Source organism: Streptomyces sp. NPDC054872 (assembly GCF_053610705.1).
In genome coordinates this window covers 78,885-96,300 of sequence record NZ_JBSGYY010000004.1, presented here as the reverse complement: position 1 = coordinate 96,300, position 17,416 = coordinate 78,885, and the positions used below count along the sequence as shown (strand labels likewise).

Annotated in this window: 18 protein-coding genes; 5 read left to right on the top strand and 13 right to left on the bottom strand. The window is 69.7% G+C overall.

Annotated features, from left to right (window positions below; all coding sequences use genetic code 11):
• Positions 1–32 precede the first annotated feature (32 nt).
• Positions 33–2,972: a UPF0182 family membrane protein gene (locus ACWGIH_RS06255; RefSeq protein WP_453444135.1), complete on the bottom strand. Its 2,940-nt coding sequence runs from the start codon at positions 2,970–2,972 to the stop codon at positions 33–35.
• Positions 2,973–3,097: 125 nt separating this feature from the next.
• On the opposite strand from ACWGIH_RS06255, the gene ACWGIH_RS06250 reads away from it, so the two are divergent.
• Positions 3,098–3,637: a PPA1309 family protein gene (locus tag ACWGIH_RS06250; RefSeq protein ID WP_453444134.1), complete on the top strand. Its 540-nt coding sequence runs from the start codon at positions 3,098–3,100 to the stop codon at positions 3,635–3,637.
• 53 nt (positions 3,638–3,690) lie between these two features.
• On the opposite strand, the gene ACWGIH_RS06245 is transcribed toward ACWGIH_RS06250, so the two are convergent.
• The 4 genes from ACWGIH_RS06245 to ACWGIH_RS06230 form a co-directional block, all read right to left on the bottom strand.
• Positions 3,691–4,779: a YlbL family protein gene (locus ACWGIH_RS06245; RefSeq protein WP_453444132.1), complete on the bottom strand. Its 1,089-nt coding sequence runs from the start codon at positions 4,777–4,779 to the stop codon at positions 3,691–3,693.
• A 68-nt stretch (positions 4,780–4,847) separates the two neighbouring features.
• Positions 4,848–5,054, bottom strand: a complete 207-nt coding sequence (locus ACWGIH_RS06240; protein WP_453444130.1) for a hypothetical protein — start codon at positions 5,052–5,054, stop codon at positions 4,848–4,850.
• 150 nt (positions 5,055–5,204) lie between these two features.
• Positions 5,205–5,669, bottom strand: a complete 465-nt coding sequence (locus ACWGIH_RS06235) for a molybdenum cofactor biosynthesis protein MoaE (RefSeq protein ID WP_365820340.1) — start codon at positions 5,667–5,669, stop codon at positions 5,205–5,207.
• Positions 5,670–5,780: 111 nt separating this feature from the next.
• On the bottom strand, positions 5,781–6,893 hold the full coding sequence (locus tag ACWGIH_RS06230; protein ID WP_453444129.1) for an SDR family oxidoreductase: 1,113 nt from the start codon (positions 6,891–6,893) through the stop codon (positions 5,781–5,783).
• Positions 6,894–7,084: 191 nt separating this feature from the next.
• Between ACWGIH_RS06230 and ACWGIH_RS06225 the strand changes: the two genes are divergently transcribed.
• Together ACWGIH_RS06225 and ACWGIH_RS06220 are read left to right on the top strand one after the other, a co-directional pair.
• Entirely contained in the window at positions 7,085–8,566 is a 1,482-nt protein-coding gene (locus ACWGIH_RS06225; protein WP_453444127.1) for a zinc-dependent metalloprotease, read from the top strand.
• Complete coding sequence (locus ACWGIH_RS06220; protein ID WP_453444125.1) at positions 8,563–9,087, top strand: NUDIX hydrolase; 525 nt, start codon at positions 8,563–8,565, stop codon at positions 9,085–9,087. The genes ACWGIH_RS06225 and ACWGIH_RS06220 overlap by 4 nt, the downstream gene beginning before the upstream one ends.
• A 96-nt stretch (positions 9,088–9,183) precedes the next feature.
• On the opposite strand, the gene ACWGIH_RS06215 is transcribed toward ACWGIH_RS06220, so the two are convergent.
• The 4 genes from ACWGIH_RS06215 to ACWGIH_RS06200 form a co-directional block, all read right to left on the bottom strand.
• On the bottom strand, positions 9,184–9,939 hold the full coding sequence (locus ACWGIH_RS06215) for an AIM24 family protein (protein ID WP_453444123.1): 756 nt from the start codon (positions 9,937–9,939) through the stop codon (positions 9,184–9,186).
• A 16-nt stretch (positions 9,940–9,955) separates the two neighbouring features.
• Positions 9,956–10,636 carry an AIM24 family protein gene (locus tag ACWGIH_RS06210; RefSeq protein WP_453444121.1) on the bottom strand — a complete coding sequence of 227 codons (681 nt, stop codon included), beginning with the start codon at positions 10,634–10,636 and terminating at the stop codon, positions 9,956–9,958.
• A gap of 11 nt (positions 10,637–10,647) precedes the next feature.
• On the bottom strand, positions 10,648–12,315 hold the full coding sequence (locus ACWGIH_RS06205; RefSeq protein ID WP_453444119.1) for a TerD family protein: 1,668 nt from the start codon (positions 12,313–12,315) through the stop codon (positions 10,648–10,650).
• A gap of 117 nt (positions 12,316–12,432) precedes the next feature.
• Positions 12,433–13,029, bottom strand: a complete 597-nt coding sequence (locus ACWGIH_RS06200) for a M48 metallopeptidase family protein (RefSeq protein ID WP_453444117.1) — start codon at positions 13,027–13,029, stop codon at positions 12,433–12,435.
• Positions 13,030–13,234: 205 nt separating this feature from the next.
• On the opposite strand from ACWGIH_RS06200, the gene ACWGIH_RS06195 reads away from it, so the two are divergent.
• The gene (locus tag ACWGIH_RS06195) at positions 13,235–14,392 is read left to right on the top strand and encodes a ThiF family adenylyltransferase (protein ID WP_453444116.1); all 1,158 of its coding nucleotides are present in this window, start codon (positions 13,235–13,237) and stop codon (positions 14,390–14,392) included.
• 41 nt (positions 14,393–14,433) lie between these two features.
• Positions 14,434–15,792 carry an ABC1 kinase family protein gene (locus ACWGIH_RS06190; RefSeq protein ID WP_453444114.1) on the top strand — a complete coding sequence of 453 codons (1,359 nt, stop codon included), beginning with the start codon at positions 14,434–14,436 and terminating at the stop codon, positions 15,790–15,792.
• A gap of 13 nt (positions 15,793–15,805) precedes the next feature.
• Here ACWGIH_RS06190 and ACWGIH_RS06185 read toward each other — a convergent pair whose 3' ends face one another.
• The 4 genes from ACWGIH_RS06185 to ACWGIH_RS06170 all read right to left on the bottom strand — a co-directional run bounded on the left by ACWGIH_RS06185 (position 15,806) and on the right by ACWGIH_RS06170 (position 17,384).
• On the bottom strand, positions 15,806–16,006 hold the full coding sequence (locus ACWGIH_RS06185; protein ID WP_453444113.1) for a hypothetical protein: 201 nt from the start codon (positions 16,004–16,006) through the stop codon (positions 15,806–15,808).
• A 132-nt stretch (positions 16,007–16,138) separates the two neighbouring features.
• Positions 16,139–16,462, bottom strand: coding sequence for a hypothetical protein (locus tag ACWGIH_RS06180; RefSeq protein ID WP_453444111.1), 324 nt, complete (start codon positions 16,460–16,462; stop codon positions 16,139–16,141).
• Positions 16,459–16,827 (bottom strand): WhiB family transcriptional regulator, encoded by a 369-nt coding sequence (locus ACWGIH_RS06175; RefSeq protein WP_453444109.1) that lies wholly within the window; start codon positions 16,825–16,827, stop codon positions 16,459–16,461. Before ACWGIH_RS06175 ends, ACWGIH_RS06180 begins: the two co-directional genes overlap by 4 nt.
• A 167-nt stretch (positions 16,828–16,994) precedes the next feature.
• Positions 16,995–17,384, bottom strand: coding sequence for a hypothetical protein (locus ACWGIH_RS06170; protein ID WP_453444107.1), 390 nt, complete (start codon positions 17,382–17,384; stop codon positions 16,995–16,997).
• Between the last annotated feature and the right edge of the window lie 32 nt (positions 17,385–17,416).

Here is a 17,416-nt window from a genome sequence, read left to right as displayed (position 1 = left end):
ACCACGGCGCGGAGGGGGTGTTTCGCAGCTGGTCAGCCGCCCTTCTTGTCGCCCTTGTCGTCGCTGTTCTTGTCGCCGCTCTTGTTGCCCTTGTCCGCCTTGGCCTGGGCGTCCTCGGCTCGCTGCAGGGCTTCCTCCAGCTTCTCCTGCGCTTCGCCGTAGGCCTTCCAGTCGCCGTCCTTCAGGGCCGTCTGCCCGTCCTCGAACGCCGTCTGGGCGTCGTCGAGGGCAGCCTGCACCGTCGGGTCGTTCGACTTGGGCGGCTCGGTCGGTTCATCCGTGTCGCCGTCGTCAGCCGGTGGCTTGGTGGTCCCTTCGGCGCCGAAGACCTGATTGAGGCCGTCGCTCAGGGAGTCCGCGAACGCGGTCTCCGTGCCGTAGGACACCGCGACCTTCTTCAGGAGCGGATACGCCGATTTACGTCCCTGTACGTACACGGGCTCGACGTAGAGGAACCCGTCGTCCAGTGGCACCGTCAGCAGATTTCCGTACAGGACGTCGGAGTCGGCGCCCTTCATGTCCCGGACGAAGTTGCCGACCTCGGTCATCGAGTTCAGCTTGTTCTGGACCTGTTCCGGGCCGTCCACGTCGCCCGTGACTCTCAGCAGTTTCATCTTGCCGAAGTCCTTGCTTCTGGCGTCGGCGTCGACCGTCATGAAGGCGCGCAGATTGGGGCGCCCGCTCGGGGTGAACGTCGTCGTCAGTGCGAACTGCTGCTGCGTCTGACCCGGCGTCTTCATGGACAGGTAGTACGGCGGAACCGCGCTGTTGTCCTTCTTCGTCGGGTCGTTCGGCACCTGCCAGGCGTCACTCGCGTTGTAGAACTGGCCGGCGTCCGTGACGTGGTAGAGCGTCAGGAGCTCGCGCTGCACCTTGAACATGTCCTGGGGATAGCGCAGGTGGTCCATCAGGGCCTTGGGGATCTCGCCCTTGTCCTTGACGGTGTCCGGGAACGCCTTCTTCCAGGTCTTCAGGACCGGGTCCTTGTCGTCCCAGGTGTAGAGCTTGACCTCTCCGGTGTACGCGTCGACGGTCGCCTTCACCGAGTTGCGGATGTAGTTGACCCGGTTCTGCTGGGCCACCACCGCGCGCGCGTCGTCGGACTCCGACAGCGAGTCGGCCGTGGTGTCGCCGAGCGTGGTCCGCGAGGCGTACGGATAGCCGTTGCTCGTCGTATAGGCGTCGACGACCCACTGGATCTTGCCGTCGACGACCGTCGGATACGTGTCGCCGTCGATGGTCAGCCAGGGAGCCACCGACTCCACGCGCTCCTTGGGCGTGCGGTTGTAGAGAATCCGCGACCCCTCGCCGATCGCGCCCGAGTACAGCATCTGCGGTTCGCCGAAGGACACGGCGTACGCGGCTCGGTTGATCGGGTTGGAGAGGTTGACCCCACTGTCGCCCTTGTAGCTGTAGGTCTTCTGGCCGCCGCCGTCCTCTTCGTAGTCGAGCTCCTTCTGGGGCCCGCCGACGATCGAGTACTGGGTCGTCTTCTCGCCGTAGTAGATCCGCTGCTCGTACTCGCCGAGGTTGCCGGCGGTCGGCAGGCCGAAGTTCGTGAAGTCCGGGGCGCCCTTGGAGCCCTTCTTCGTCTCCGTGCCCTTGGCCGTGACCATGCCGTAGCCGTGGGTGTAGGCGAAGTGGTCGTTGATCCAGTTGCGCTTCTCGAGCTTGTCGAGGCTCAGCTCACGCAGACCGACGACGGTGTCCTGGCCGTTGTAGCGGTCCACGTCCAGGGTCGTCGGGAAGCGGTAGTACTCGCGCTCCTGCTCCAGCTGCTGGAACGTCGGCGAGACGATGTTCGGGTCGTTCAGCCGGTAGTTGGCTGCCGAGTCCGCGTCGTCGCGCTTCTTCTCGGGATCCTCGTCGGCCTTGCCCGCGCCCTTGTAGTCCTCGGGCTTCACGCCGCTGATGCCGTACGCGTCGCGCGTCGCCTTGATGTTCTTCTCGATGTACGGCGCTTCCTTGGCCTGCTCGTTCGGCGAGACCTGGAACTTCTGCACGATGGCCGGGTACAGACCGCCGATGAGGATGGCGGAGAGGACCATCAGGCCGAAGCCGATGACCGGCAGCTGCCAGGTGCGCCGCCACAGCGTCCCGAAGAAGAGCAGCGCGCAGATGACGGCGATGCAGAACAGGATGGTCTTCGCCGGCAGGTACGCGTTCGCGTCCACGTAGCGAAGGCCCGTCCAGTCGCCCGTCGCCTTGAAGTCGCTGGACTTCACCGCGAGGCCGTACCGGTCGAGCCAGTACGCCACCGCCTTGAGCGTCACGAAGACGCCGAGCAGCACCGACAGGTGCCCGGTGGACGCCGCCGTGGCGCGCGCGCCGGGGCTGGTGACCCGCAGCCCGCCGTACAGGTAGTGCGTCAGGGCGGCGGCGATCAGGGAGAGCACCGTGGCCGCGAAGCCGAAGCCGAGCAGGAAGCGGTACCAGGGAAGGTCGAACGCGAAGAACGACACGTCCAGGTGGAACTGCGGGTCCTTCTGACCGAAGGAGACGCCGTTCACCCACAGCAGCCATGTGCGCCACTGGCCCGCCGCGGACGCGCCCGCGATCAGGCCGACGAGCGTGGCGATGCCGAGCAGCAGCCACTTCTTGTACGGCGCGATGCTCATGCGGTACCGGTCGAGGCTCTGCTGCTCCATCGACATGGCGCTCAGCGGCGGGCGCAGCCGGTGCGCCAGCCAGATGTTCAGTCCGACCGCGGCCGCCATGAGGAGGCCGAAGACGGAGAACAGGCCGATCTTGGTCCACAGTGTCGTCGTGAAGACCGACGAATAGTTCACCGAGCGGTACCAGAGCCAGTCCGTCCAGAACCCCGCGAACATGACGAACACCATGGCGAGTACAGCCAGGATGCCCAATGTCATGAGCAGGGTCCGGACGCGACGGGACGGTCGGCCCACTCTGATCCGTGGCCCCGTCGGGCCTCCGCCGCGGTCCGGCATCTGGAAAGCCAAGGTGCGCACCTCGAAGTTCGATGTTGATTCTGTTGATCCGTCAGGGCCCTGTGATCGTGGACCCACACCTATGCAACTTACCTACGCTTTACTCGGTTCCCGTTTCTCGGGACTAACGAGGCAGGATTGTGACCATGTCCAACACTCCCATGGCAGCGAGCCCCCTCACCCGTGCCGTTCTCGAGATCGACGAGTACGCGTCCGGCCTCGGCTGGGACCGGCCCGCACGCCTCTTCGCGCTCGTCGATACGGCGCGACTGCGCTCCCAAGAACCCGGCCTCGCCCATCAGCTCGGCCTCGACAACTCCCCCGAGGAGACCGGCCTCACACCCATCGAGCAGGAGGAGATCCCGGAGGGCAAGCCGCTGGACGAGTTCCTCGGCACCATCGCCTGGCCGGACGCCGTGGCGGGTTGCGCGCTCACGGTGGAGCGCCTGATGCTGCCGCCGTCCGCGGAGACGTCCGTCCCCGAAGGGCTCAGCGAGGCTCAGCTCGCGAAGTGGGTGGCCGAGCACCCGGACCGCCAGGAGGTCCGCATGACGGTCGCGGTGCTGCGTGACGGTGCGCGTGAGTCGGCCCTGCGGCTGCGCGAGAAGGACTCGGCCACCGAGGTCCTGACGGGGTCCGACCTGGTTCCGGGCCTCGCGGAGGCGCTGGCGGCCACGTTCGCCTGAGACCGCGCCGTTCTCGTACGCGGGTGGGCTCTCTCCCGCCCGCGTACGTCCGGCTACTTCTTCACCGTGCACTGCGGCAGGTCGGCGGTGTCGCCCTTGCGGATGGCGTCGAGGGAGTCGACCGCGTCGTCGATGGTGTCCACCTTGACCAGCGTGAGGCCGTCCGGAACGTCCTTGGCGGCCGTGGCGCAGTTGTCCTTCGGCGTCAGGAAGTACTCCGCGCCCTTGGCCCGCGCACCGACCGTCTTCATGCCGATGCCGCCGATCGGTCCGACCTTGCCGTTGTCCTCGATCGTCCCGGTGCCGGCCACGAAGTTGCCGCCGGTGAGGTCGCTCGGGGTCAGCTTGTCGACGATGCCGAGAGCGAACATCAGTCCGGCGCTGGGGCCGCCGACGTCGGCGAGCTTGATGTCGATCGTGAACGGGAACGTGTGATCGGTGCCGGCCTGGATGCCGACGATCGCGCGGCCGTCCTTCGCCTTCTCGGTGGTGATCTTGACGTCCTCCGTGCGGGTCGGCTCCTTGCCGGCCTTCTCGGCGGCGGCCGCCTCCTTCACGGGGACGAGGCTGAAGACGACGTCCTGGCCCGGCTTGTGCTCGGTGACCAGCTTGGCGACGTCCGTCATCTCCTTCACGGGCGTTCCGTCGACCTTCTTGATGACGTCGCCCGCGTGGAGCTTGCCCTCGGCAGGGCTGTTCTTGAAGACGGTGGAGACGACGACCTGGGACTTCACCGGGATGTCCAGTTCCCTGAGCGCGGCGACCTTGGCGCTCTCCTGGGACTGGCTGAACTCCTCGGCGTTCTCCTGGCTCGACTGCTGCTCGGTCTTGCCGTTCGGGTAGAGGGTGTCGTGCGGCACCACGATGTTGTCGTGGGCCATCCAGCCGTACACGGCCTCCGCGATGTTCATGTTGTAGTCGGCACTCGTGACCCGGACCGTCGTCATGTTGAGGTGACCGGTCGTCGGATACGTCTTGTGGCCGGAGATCTGCAGCACCGGCTCGCCGCCGTGGTCGCCGAGGGTGTTCACCGTCGGACCCGGGGACATCTCCGAGTACGGCACTTTGATGAGGACTCCGGCGCAGAGCAGCGCGATCAGCATCAGGGTGGAGGCGAGCATCGTCGCGGTGCGGCGTGGCATGGAACGACAGTACGGGACCTGTCTGTCAGTGCACCCCTGGGGCCAGTCCGTACGGGGCTCACAGCGCCTCAGGAGGCCTTCTGAGCCCCTTCGGGGACTGCGGCCTCAGTACCCGAGTGGGACTTCTCCATCGCCTCGCGGAAGGCCGCGTAGCCGTTCAGCTCGGAGTTGTCCCCGGTCTTGCCGGACTTCCGGTTGCGCGCCGCCAAGGCGGCCCACAGCCCCGCACCGACGGCTGCCGCGAACGGAATCAGCAACCAGGCAAGTGATGCCATGTCGACCTCCCGACCCCTTGAGCGACCGCAACTGACTGATCAGCAGATTAACCATCCGCTGCGTCAACGCTCACGCCAGGGGTCGGGTTACGCAACCGGAGGCTTCTTGGGCCAACTGGCCCGATGGGACGGCAACCGATCAACGGCCGGTCAGCAGGCGCCGACCCACTCCTCCTGCCCGTCGGAGAATCGTTGGTGCTTCCAGATCGGCACCTCGTGCTTGAGGTCGTCGATCAGCTTGCGGCAGGCGGCGAAGGCCTCCGCCCGGTGCGGGCAGGAGACCGCCACGACGACCGCGAGATCGCCCACGGCCAGGTCGCCCACGCGGTGCACGGCGGCCAGGGCACGGACCGGGAATTCGGCGACGACCTTCTCGGCCACCCGGCGCATCTCGGCCTCGGCCGTCGGATGGGTCGAGTAGCCGAGCTCGTCGACGTCCGCGCCGCCGTCGTGATTGCGCACGGTCCCCACGAAGAGTGCCGTGCCGCCCGCGGCGTCGTCGCCGACCGCCCGGAAGACCTCGTCCAGGGAGAGCGGTGCGTCACGGATCGCGAGAAGCCTGATGGGGTCCTGTGCGGCCTGCTCGCCGGGGTGGTCGTTCGTGGTGCGTGCCATGCGGCCATGGTGCCGCACGGCACGGACATCACGGAATAGCGCTTTCGCCCGGCACGCGCGCGTGCCGCGTTGGAGCTCTCTACAGGCCGACGGCCGGGCCCGGGACACGTCTCAGATCCGGCGCCGCGCCTTCCGGGCGCGCCGCACCACCGCCGCGGCACCCAGCAGAGCGACCGTCGCACCCGCGGCACCCGCTGCCGTCGCGTCCTTGCGGCCGAGCCTGCGTCCCGCGACGGTGCGGCGCCCCGCGACCTCCTCGAGGAGCTCCCCGAGGACCTCCTCGTTGGTCCACCGCGGACGCCAGCCCGCGTCGTGCAGCCTGCTGACGCTGACCACCCACGGGTACATCGTGTACGCCAGGTCCCCGGCCGGGGACGGGGTGAGACCGATCCGATGCAGCCGCGCGGCCGCGCCCAGGGCGACCGTGGAGGGCAGCTCCATGCGCCGGATCTCGCTGAGCTCCTCGACCTCTTCCTGTTCGAGCCAGCCGTCGCAGCCGACGGCCAGCTCCCCGTCGACCTTCTCCAGGACGGCGTACTCCAGGGCGCTGCACAGGTCCTCGACGTGGCAGAACTGCCAGGCGGGGCGCGAGCCCGCCACCACGAGCAGCCGGGGCGACTCGAAGTACCGCGTGAGCGCGGTGTCCGTGCCGCCCACCAGGATCGCGGGCCGCACCACGGTGACGTTCAGGCCGGGATGGGCCCGGGGAGCGCGCCGGGCGAGGCGCTCGACCTCCAGGAGGTCGCCGACACCGGTGGCCTCCGCGGTGGCGCGCAGTTCGGCGTCTTCGGAGAGGGGCAGTTCGTTGTCGTCCAGCGCTCCGTAGACCATCGCCGACGTGCAGAGCACGACGCGGTGGACGCCGGCCGCGGCGGCGGCGGTCAGCACGGTCTGCGTGCCGCGCACGTTGTACGCCGTACGGGCCGCGGGGTCCGTCTCCAGGTCGAGATCGAGCGCGAGGTGGACCACGACGTCCGCGCCCCGCAGCTTCTCGGCGATGGCCGGGTCCCTGACGTCCAGGATGTGCCACTGGGCCTGGGCGCACTCGCCCCGCCGCTCGTCGATGGCGATGACCTGCTTGATCTCCTCGGACGCTGCCAGGCGCTCGGTCAGCAGCGCGCCCACGCCGGAGGCGGCGCCGGTGACGGCGACCACGGGCCCTCGGACGGGGGCCGGTGTAGAAAGGTTTCGCGCTGCGCGAACCTGTGGATCTGGGGAACTCACCAGGCGTCTCCAGCGGTTGTCTTCAGTAGATACGCGAATGACGCGTACGTACCAGGTGGCATCCATCCTGCCGCAGGCCATGAGTCGGCGGAGCACTGAGGCCCGATCCCGTCACGGTGTCTACGCTGGGTGGTGTTGTAGGGCAGCCGCCGCCGGAACCGTACCGGCGGCCTGACGAGCCGAGGAATCCCGTGAGTGACACCCCATTCGGATTCGGCCTTCCGCCGGAGGAGCCGGAGAACGGCGACGAGGGCAAGAAGAAGGACAGCCCCGGAGGGGGACAGGGTGCAGGTGGCCCTGGGAACCCATTCGGCTTCGGCGGCCTGCCCGGCGCGGGCGGCCCCGGCGGTGACAACCCGTTCGCCGCGATGTTCGGTTCGATGAACCCGAACGACCTGGGCGCCGCGTTCCAGCAGCTCGGCCAGATGCTCTCGTACGAGGGCGGCCCGGTGAACTGGGACATGGCCAAGGACATCGCCCGCCAGACCGTCTCCCAGGGGACGCCCGACGGCACCAAGGACGCGAGCGTCGGCCCCACCGAGCGCGGCGCGGTCGAGGAGGCCGTCCGCCTCGCGGACCTGTGGCTCGACGACGCGACGTCCCTGCCGTCCGGCTCGGGCGTGGCCGTGGCCTGGAGCCGCGCCGAGTGGGTCGAGGCGACCCTCCCGGTGTGGAAGGAGCTGGTCGACCCGGTCGCCGAGCGCGTCGGCCTCGCCATGGGTGACGTGCTTCCCGAGGAGATGCAGGCCATGGCGGGCCCGCTGATCGGGATGATGCGCTCCATGGGCGGCGCCATGTTCGGCCAGCAGATCGGCCAGGCCGTGGGCGTGCTCGCGGGCGAGGTCGTCGGCTCCACGGACATCGGCCTGCCGCTCGGCCCGGCCGGCAAGGCCGCCCTCCTGCCGGTGAACGTCGAGGCGTTCGGCAAGGACCTGGGCATCGCCCAGGACGAGGTCCGGCTCTACCTGGCGCTGCGCGAGGCCGCCCACCAGCGGCTCTTCGCCCACGTGCCGTGGCTGCGCTCGCATCTGTTCGGCGCGGTCGAGGGGTACGCCCGCGGCATCAAGGTCGACACGGCCAAGCTGGAGGACGTGGTCGGCCAGCTCGATCCGCAGAACCCCGAGCAGCTGCAGGAAGCGCTCCAGCAGGGCATGTTCCAGCCGGAGGACACCCCCGCGCAGAAGGCGGCCCTGGCCCGCCTGGAGACGGCTCTCGCGCTCGTCGAGGGCTGGGTGGACGCGGTGGTGCACGCGGCGGCCAAGCCCCGTCTGTCGTCCGCCGACGCCCTGCGCGAGACGCTGCGCCGCCGCCGTGCGACGGGCGGTCCCGCGGAGCAGACCTTCGCCACGCTCATCGGTCTGGAGCTGCGTCCGCGCCGGCTCCGTGACGCCTCGCGCCTGTGGGCCTCGCTCACGGACGCGCGCGGCGTGGACGGCCGTGACGGACTGTGGGCCCACCCGGACATGCTGCCGACGGCCTCGGACCTGGACGACCCGGACGGCTTCGTGCACCACGAGCAGCTGGACTTCTCCGAGCTGGACAAGATGCTCGGCGAGGCCGCGGGCGGCTCCGGCTCCGCCAAGCCGGACCTCAAGAAGGACGCCGAGGGCACGAAGGCCGAGGAAGCCGACGACGAGGCCGACAAGGGCGACAAGGGCGACGACGAGAAGTGAGTCTGTACGACGACGCGGTCCTCGTGCTCAAGGGCTACGAGGACCAGGAAGAGCTGCGCCAGTACTACCTGGACCACCTCGCCGCCCACGCCGAGAACGGCATGTGGAAGGCGTGCACGGACGGCCATGTGACGGCCAGCGCCCTGGTGATCGATCCGGAGCGCGGGCGCGTGCTGCTGACCCTGCACAAGAAGCTGCGGATGTGGCTGCAGATGGGCGGCCACTGCGAGCCGGGCGACCCGACCCTGGCCGCCGCCGCGCTGCGCGAGGCCACGGAGGAGTCGGGGGTCCCGGGCCTGACGCTCCTGCCGGGAGGCCCGGTCCGTCTGGACCGCCACCCGATTCCGGGCCCCTGCACCCAGCACCTGGACGTGCAGTACGCGGCGCTGGCCCCGCGCGACGCCGTCGAGGCGATCAGCGACGAGTCCCTTGACCTGCGCTGGTTCGCGTACGACGAGGTGGCAGGGGTGGCCGATGACTCGGTCGTACGCCTGGTGGAAGCAACGAGGGCACGGCTGTAGCCGTGCCCCGTAAGGGGCGTGGGGAACTGCGCGACCAGCCTCAACCGGCCAGCGGTTCCCCACGCTCCTCCTGGTTCTGCCTCACCTGGAGAGGCTTCAGCTCCAGACGTTGCCTTGGTTCTGCCCCCGAGCGCCCTGCTGTCCGACGCCGAACTGGGCGCGCGCGCCCTGCCCGATGACGGCGTTCTGGGGCGGCAGCATCTCACTCGGCTGGACGAGCGCGTAGCCCTGGCCCATGAAGCTGAGCTCCCAGCCCTCACCGGTGTTGCCGCGCCGCCGCCACACTCCGGAGGAGTGCGTCTGGGCCTGCATCTGCACCCGCAGTCCGTTGGACCAGGCGACGATCGCGTCGGCGTCGGCGTTCACGTACTGATCGGGCGTGACCTGGAGCATCAGCGGCTGCCCCGAGGTCATCAGGGCGACCTTGCCGCGACCCGTGATGTTGAGCTGGTACTTGCCGGAGCCGGAGATGCCGTACTGGCTGTCCACGGCGATGACCTGGTGGGTCAGCGACGAGTCGAGCGCGAGAACATAGCTGCTGTCCACGGTCAGACCGTCCTGGTCCACATCCACCACGTGGATGTACTGGGCGAGGTTGGCGAGATAGACCGTGCCCTGCCCGTGGCAGCGCATCAGGTCCAGGCCCTCGCCGGTGTGCGCGCGGGCCCGCTGGTTGCCCTGGCTCTGGTACTCGGCGTCGAACTCGATCAGACCCTGGTAGGCGACCATGGCACCCTTGCGGGCCAGGATGTCGTCGTGGCCCGCGAGGGCGACCCGCAGCATCTGCGGGTTCTGGACGGTGTAGCGCTCCTGAGTCTGCTGCTCGGTGTGCGCGAAAAGTGGGCTCTGCATGGTGTGTTGCTCCCCCTCAGCCCCGGGCTCGGAGACGGTCGGTGCTGTCCTCGCTGGGCTGTACGACGACGATGCCCTCCCCGGAGAAGCCCATCTGGTAGGCCTCGCCGCTGCCGCGCCCGATGAGCGAACCGGCCTTGAAGCTGCGCTTGCCCTTCACCTTGAGGTTCGGGGACCAGGCGATCAGGGCGTCCGGGTCGACGTACGTCTCGTCGTCGCCGCGGCCGCAGTCGACGACGACCGGGGTGCCGCGGGAGGTCAGCGCCACCCAGCCCTGGCCGGAGATCTTGATGTTCCACAGGCCCTGGCCCGCGAACTTGGCGAGGCCCTTGACCCGCTCGACGCCCCACTGGAGGTTCGCGTCGAAGGCCAGCAGGTTCGTGCCGTTCACGGAGAGCGAGTCGCCCGCCAGATTGATGACGACGACGTCGGCTCCGTAGTCGGCGAGATAGAGCAGGCCGTCTCCGGAGCACTTCATCAGAGGTGCGCCTTCGCCGGTCATCCACTCCCGCGCGATCTGCCGCACGGCGGGCGGATTGGGCTCGTACTGCACGAACCCTTCGTAGGCGACCATCGAGCCCACGCGCGCGAGGAGGTCGTTTCCGGTCTGCATCGCCACCTTGACCATGTGATGGCCGTGGTTCTCCATACGGGCGGCGACGGGCGCGGCGGCGAAGCCCGCGAGTTGCTGATTCATGACGGGCTCCCTCAGACCTCGAACGGCTGGACGATGATGAAGTTGCCGGGAGCGCCCCGGAACTGGAGGTTCACGCTCTCCCCCGTGGGGCCCGCGGACGCGTTGCTGCGCAGCCGCACCTGGCTGGAGACGATCGCCTGGGACGCGGCCGACCAGGCGACCACGGCGTGGCAGTCGGCGAAGGTCGTCGGGGTGACGGGCAGGACGACGGGCACACCGTGCGTCTTGACGATGACCGTGCCGGTGCCCTGGAACTGCATCACGAACAGCGCGCCGCCGGGGATGCCGTGGCCCTCGATCCTGCGGACCTCGTGCTGGAGGGACTCGTCGAACGCGAGGACGTTCTCCGCGGAGACACAGATCGCGTCCCCCTGGAGCTCGATGGGGTGCAGATGCGTGGCTTCCTCGGCGAGGAAGACCTGGCCGCGGCCGGAGCAGCGCATCAGCTGCATCTCCTGGCCGGTCGAGTTGCCCACGACGCGGCCCGCGAAGCCCGCGCCCTTGTAGCTGAACTCGACCTTGCCCTGGTAGAGCACCATGCTGCCCTGCCGGGCGAGCACGGCCTGCTCGCTGACGCCGAGGTCGACGCGGATCATCTTCTCGTTCTGCTGCGTCCAGCGCTGCCCGGTGGGGGCCTCGCGGTACGCGGCGAGAGCCGCCGCCACGCCGCCGGCCTGCGGGGCACCCTGGGGGGCGCCTGCTCCGTACAGGGACGGGGCCGCGGGCTGGCCAGGGAACTGACCGGGGGGCTGCTGGCCGTAGCCGGGAGGCATCGGGGCGCTCGGCTGCTGGCCGTAACCGGGCGGCGGGGGCGCCGATGGGCCGGGGACCTGGCCGAACTGCGGCTGCTGCGGCGGCTGGCCGGGCTGACCGTACGGGGCAGGGGCCGGCGGGGGCGGGACCGTACCGCCCTGCGGCTGGTTCATCGGCGCCACGATGGTCTGCGCGGCGTGCACCGAGGGGTCCGCCGGGGCGGGGGCCGGCGGCGCGAAGTTCTGGGCCGGGGCGGGTGCAGGGGTGGGGGCGGGTGCGGGGGCCGGGGGCTGCGCGGGTCCGGCGGGGGCGCCGAACGCGGGCGGTGCGGCGGCCTGGCCGGGCGGGGCGAAGGCCGGGGCGCCCGCTGCCTGCGGTGCCTGCGGCTCGGGCTCCTCCTCGGCGACCTCGCCGCCGAAGTTCTTCAGGAGCGCGTCGAGACCGCCGTCGAAGCCCTGGCCGATCGCGGCGAACCGCCAGACGTCCTTCATGTAGAAGTCGCCCAGCATCACGGCACGCTCGGTGGAGAACTCCGCGCCGTCGAAGGAGTAGCGGGCCACTTCCTCGCCACCCGCGACGATCCGGATGTACCCGGGGGCGACCTGCGACATCTGTCCGGCGCCGTCGATCGTCGCGGTGAAGGACAGCTTCTTGATCTGCGTCGGGATCCGGTCGAGCGTGACCCGGAAGGACTCCGTGTCACCGGCCTGCGCACCGAGGAGCTGGATGGACTCCTCGGGCGACTTCGGCTGGTTGAAGAAGATGAAGTAACTGTCGTCCGACAGGCGCTCGTCCGCGTCCAGGCCGAAGCAGCTGATGTCGAAGCTCAGTCCGGGGGCGGAGATCTGCACGCCTACGTACAGATCGGTGCCCGCGGTGAGGTCACTGATCTTGGCCTTGTGGCCGCGTTGGAATTCCCTGGCCATACGTAACGACCGTCCCCCATCCCGAATGTAAATGCGTCGCGCCAGGCTAACCGCAATCCGCGACAGCGGACCAAGCCGGTACAGACCCGGTACACAACCTCCGCGCGCGGCGGAAGTTCACTCGTCGCGGGCAGCCGGCAGGTGGGGCAGGCGGTCGGCCGCGACCACACCTTCGAGGTACCCACGAGCCCGTTCCGTCCGGGGGTACGCCTCGAGGAGCTGCCAGAAGTTGGGGCCGTGTCCGGGGACGAGGAGATGCGCGAGCTCGTGGACGAGGACGTAGTCGACGACGTACTCGGGCATCCCCTGCAACCGGTGCGAAAGGCGGATGCTGCCTTCCGACGGGGTGCACGAGCCCCACCGGGTGTTCTGGTTCGTGACCCAGCGAACGGAGGTGGGCCTGGCCCGGCTGTCGAAGTACTGCTCGGAGAGTCGCTCGGCGCGCTCGGCGAGCTCCGCGTCGCCCAGGACCCGCTTGCTCTCCTGGGCGGCGAGCTTGTCGAGCATGACGTTGACCCAGCGCTGTTCCTCGGCCTCGGACATCCGGGCGGGGATGAGCACGACGGTGCGATCGCCCTCTCGGTACGCGGAGACCGTTCTGCGGCGGCGGGCGCTCCGTCTGACCTCGACCGCGCTCGCCACCGAGCCGGGTGACGGCGGGCTGGTCATGCTGCGCTGTGGGTTTCCGGCGCGGTGCAGTGGGTCGGCGGGCACGCCACGACGTTACCCGCTGGGTGTGGGGGAAGTCCCGCCTCCGGGACGGTTCGGCGGGGTATCGCTCCCCGTGCGATCGATTAGTACGACGAATACCCCCTGCCTGTGGACAACGCTGCGCGGCTGTTCGCCGGGCCGGGCATTCTGGCTGTCGACCGGTGATGCGGACGGAGACAGCGCCGGAGAACCACGGGGGACGAAGACCATGCATCCGATCTTGAAACCGGCGCTGCGGCGCGGCTGGCGCGCTCTGAACACGATCCAGTTCGGCGTGGCGCCCGCCCATGCTCTGGTGCTCGGTCCGGTGGACACGGCGACAGGCAGCTTTCTCCAGCTCCTGGACGGGACACGGGGGCTGCCGCTCCTGCGCGACGAGGGCAAGCGGATGGGGCTGCCCGACGAACACGTGGACAAGCTCGTGCGGCGGCTTTCGGCGGCCGGGCTCCTCGACGACGCGACGGGCGGCGGCGCGGCGGCGGACGCCCTGCGCAAGAGGACATCGACCATGGACCGGCTGCGTCCGGATCTGGCCTCCCTGTCGGTCGTGACGCCCGGGCCGGGCGACGGGATGCGGAAGCTGGCGGCGCGCCGCGCGACGCGGGTACAGGTCCGGGGAGCGGGCCGGGTGGGGGCAGTGGTGGCCGCGGTCCTCTCCGGGGCGGGCGTGGGGCAGGTCGACGTGATGGAGGGAGGAGTCGTCGAACCCTGGGACGTGGCGCCGGGCGGCCTGCCCGCGGAGTCGGTCGGCCACCGGAGGGACACGGCGGCGCGGCGGGTCGTGCGGCAGTCGGCTCCGGACCGCCCGCCGCGGCGCGGCCGGAAGGAGGCGGGCGCGCCGGAAGAGCCGGGCGAAGACGATCCGGGGCTTGCCCTCGTGATCATCGCCCCGCGGGACGGACTCGACGTCCACGCGCCCGACCCGCGCACCGCCGAGCCACTCGTGGCCGCCGGGACGCCGCATCTCTATGCCGGTGTGATCGAAGGAACCGGAGTGGTCGGACCGCTCGTCTTGCCGGGGACGACAGCCTGCGCGAACTGTCTGGCACTGGATCGCGCCGACCGGGATCCGACCTGGCCGCGCTTGCTGGCGCAGTGGCGTTCGGGGCGGGCACGTCATGTGACCGCATGCGATCTGGCGCTGTCGACCACGGTCGCCGGCCTTGCCGCGGCGCATGCCCTGGCCTTTCTGGACGGGGCGGCACCGGCGAGCGCGGGCGCTCGCTGGGAGGCGTCGGTGCCCGGATTCGACTGGCACGCACGGCCGGTGCCACCCCATCTCACGTGCCCGTGCGGGGCGGGTGTGGTGGATAAGGGGGAACACCCCGCCGGGGACAAGAGGCCGCACGACACAATGGCCGGGTAACCGCCTGCGAAGGCGTGGCTGTCTGGGACTTGGAGGGGCGCATGTCTGATCTTCCCCGGAAGGCGGTAACCCGTACCGCCAAACTGGCCGCGCTGCCGCTCGGCTTCGCCGGGCGGGCGACCTGGGGGCTCGGCAAGCGGATCGGGGGCAAGTCGGCGGAGATCGTCGGCCGTGAGCTGCAGCAGCGCACGGCGGAGCAACTGTTCAAGGTGCTCGGCGAGCTCAAGGGCGGGGCCATGAAGTTCGGCCAGGCGCTGTCGGTCTTCGAGTCGGCGCTGCCGGAGGAGGTCGCGGGGCCGTATCGGGCCGCGCTGACGAAGCTGCAGGAAGCGGCTCCGCCGATGCCGACGCGTACCGTGCACGCCGTGCTCGCCGAGCGGCTCGGCGAGGACTGGCGCGAGCTGTTCCTGGAGTTCGAGGACAAACCGGCCGCAGCCGCCTCGATCGGCCAGGTCCACCGGGCGGTGTGGGAGGACGGGCGCGAGGTCGCGGTCAAGGTGCAGTACCCGGGGGCGGGCGAGGCGCTGCTCTCCGATCTGAACCAACTCAGCAGGTTCGCCAAGCTCCTGGGGCCGCTGATCCCCGGCATGGACATCAAGCCGCTCATCGCGGAGCTGCGCGACCGGGTCTCCGAGGAGCTCGACTACAGCCTGGAGGCACAGGCGCAGCGTGCGCACGCCGAGGAGTTCGCGGACGATGCGGATGTCGTGGTTCCCGACGTGGTGCATCAGTGCGAGCAGGTCCTGGTGACCGAGTGGATCGACGGGATACCGCTCTCGGACGTGATCGCGGACGGCACCCAGGAGCAGCGGGACCGGGCGGGACAGCTCCTTGCCCGTTTCCTCTTCTCGGGCCCCGCGCGCACGGGTCTGCTGCACGCCGATCCGCACCCGGGGAACTTCCGGCTGCTGCCCGACGAGAAGGACGGCTGGCGGCTCGGGGTCCTGGACTTCGGCACGGTGGACCGGCTGCCCGGCGGGCTCCCCCCGACCATCGGCCGCTCCCTGAGGATGACGCTCGACGGCGAGGCCGACGCGGTTTACGCGATGCTGCGCGAGGAGGACTTCGTCCAGGAGTCCGTGGAACTCGAACCGGACGCGGTGCTCGACTATCTGCTGCCGATCATCGAACCGATGCTGGTGGAGGAGTTCACCTTCACTCGCGGCTGGATGCGCGGGCAGGCGGCGCGAGTGGCCGATCCCCGCTCCCCCGCCTACCAGTTGGGCAAGCGGCTGAACCTCCCGCCGTCGTATCTGCTGATTCACCGGGTGACGTTGAGCACGATCGGGGTGCTCTGTCAGCTGGGGGCGACGGTGCGGATGCGGGACGAACTCGAGGAGTGGCTGCCGGGCTTCCTGGAGGAGGAGCCGCAGGACGAGGAGGACCGCACCACGGGGTAGGCCTCACCGGGGATCACCACCACGCGGAGTCGAGCCGTCCCTCGATGGCCCTGAGGTTCTCGCGGGCGCAGGTGTCGCAGAAGTAGCGTCTTGCGCCGTTCTCCACGGAGCAGGTCCAGGTGGGCGGCGCGCCTTCGGCAACCGTGCCGCAGCGGGAGCACACGAGATTCTCGGCATTCTCGTTGCCCGAGGGCTGAGGAGTCTGCTGGTCCACCCGGCGACCCTATCGCCGCTCCCGGAGGTTCGCCCGGCACAACGCACCGCGGGGGCCGGTCCGTTCGGACCGGCCCCCGCGGGCATCGTGGTGTGGCTCAGTGTGTGGCTCAGTCGACGCGCGGCCGACTCGTCACTGCATGACGGCGATGGCGAGCGCGCGCCTGGCGCGCAGCGACGCGCGCTCGGCGCGGCGCTGCATGCGGCGGGCAGCCATCAGGCGGGCGGCCGGGCGCTGGGCCTCGGCCTCACGCATGCGTTCGTGCATATGCGCACGAGCCAGGGCTTCTGGGATGAGTTGCATCTCGCGGGTCCTGTTCTGGCGCGAGTCGTTCGCGCCGGTGGTGGTGAAGTCCGGGGTGGCGGAGCCTGCGGGCTCGGCGGTGGCTGCCTTCATCGGGGCCTGCTTCTTGGGGTCGTGCGTCAGGGGGCGATCGATCGTTCCGGTCGTGTTCATGCCGCAACCGGGTTCTTGCGCGGACGGCCACGCGGCCGCTTGCGGGCAACGACGACACCCTGGACGAAGAGCTCGCCGCCCCAGACGCCCCACGGCTCACGCCGCTCCTTGGCGCCGGCGAGGCAGGCCTCCATCAGCGGGCAGGTACGGCAGAGGGACTTGGCGTACTCGACGTCGGCGGGCGACTCGGCGAAGAAGACCTCGGGGTCGTAGGCACGGCAGGGGACGGGTACGCCGAGGTTCTCGATGGCGTCGTCGAGCGCGGTGAGCGCAGTCAGGGGGGTCAAGGTCGGGTCCTCCGTGGGAGCGGGCGGGGCGAGAGTCTCTGAAGGCGGTACGGACGGGGCGTGCGCTTCGAGTTGCACGGTGGTGTTTTCCTCGTCTGGTCGTGCCGGCCTGGGTCGGCCGGTTGGCGGCTGGTACCGGGTCTTGCTCGGCCCCTTCGCTCTGTCATCCCGTTTTCGGGAAAACAAAAGGGCCGCGGATCCCGGGTGGGGTTCCGCGGCCCTGAAGGCGCCGGTCTGATCGAGGATCAGACTGGATCGCTCCAGGGTTCGAGCCCACGGAAGGCCCACATCGTGTGGTGCTGCTGCGTCTGGTGCTGCGTCGTCTGCTTCTTGGATCCGGCACCGGCTGCGGCAAAGGCATAGGCCTGCGCCTGTGCCGTCACTACTGCTTCCGGTGCCTTGGTCGCTCGCTCGCTGCCTTCATTGACCTCACGCATCGGCAGCACGTTGAGAGCGGTGCGAGCGTTGCGCGGGAGGGACAGAGGCAGGACAGAGGACTCCGGACGGACGGCGGCGGCAGCGATGCCACCGGACAGACCGGTGCCCAGGTTCGAGAAGCCGAGCAGGCAGGAAGCGACGACCGAGCGATCGGTCATTTTGACGGTGCTGATGAAGCTCTCGTTGATGCTGATCACTGGAATCGCCTCCTCTCGGCGTCTATGGGATC

What these genes read in the sequence shown, in the direction of transcription:
- ACWGIH_RS06190 (WP_453444114.1), top strand. Translation starts at nt 14,434, where the DNA reads ATGTCTGATCTTCCCCGGAAGGCGGTAACCCGTACCGCCAAACTGGCC.
- ACWGIH_RS06205 (WP_453444119.1), bottom strand. Translation starts at nt 12,315, where the DNA reads ATGGCCAGGGAATTCCAACGCGGCCACAAGGCCAAGATCAGTGACCTC.
- ACWGIH_RS06180 (WP_453444111.1), bottom strand. Translation starts at nt 16,462, where the DNA reads ATGAACACGACCGGAACGATCGATCGCCCCCTGACGCACGACCCCAAG.
- ACWGIH_RS06210 (WP_453444121.1), bottom strand. Translation starts at nt 10,636, where the DNA reads ATGAATCAGCAACTCGCGGGCTTCGCCGCCGCGCCCGTCGCCGCCCGT.
- ACWGIH_RS06250 (WP_453444134.1), top strand. Translation starts at nt 3,098, where the DNA reads ATGTCCAACACTCCCATGGCAGCGAGCCCCCTCACCCGTGCCGTTCTC.
- ACWGIH_RS06235 (WP_365820340.1), bottom strand. Translation starts at nt 5,669, where the DNA reads ATGGCACGCACCACGAACGACCACCCCGGCGAGCAGGCCGCACAGGAC.
- ACWGIH_RS06215 (WP_453444123.1), bottom strand. Translation starts at nt 9,939, where the DNA reads ATGCAGAGCCCACTTTTCGCGCACACCGAGCAGCAGACTCAGGAGCGC.
- ACWGIH_RS06240 (WP_453444130.1), bottom strand. Translation starts at nt 5,054, where the DNA reads ATGGCATCACTTGCCTGGTTGCTGATTCCGTTCGCGGCAGCCGTCGGT.
- ACWGIH_RS06245 (WP_453444132.1), bottom strand. Translation starts at nt 4,779, where the DNA reads ATGCCACGCCGCACCGCGACGATGCTCGCCTCCACCCTGATGCTGATC.
- ACWGIH_RS06195 (WP_453444116.1), top strand. Translation starts at nt 13,235, where the DNA reads ATGCATCCGATCTTGAAACCGGCGCTGCGGCGCGGCTGGCGCGCTCTG.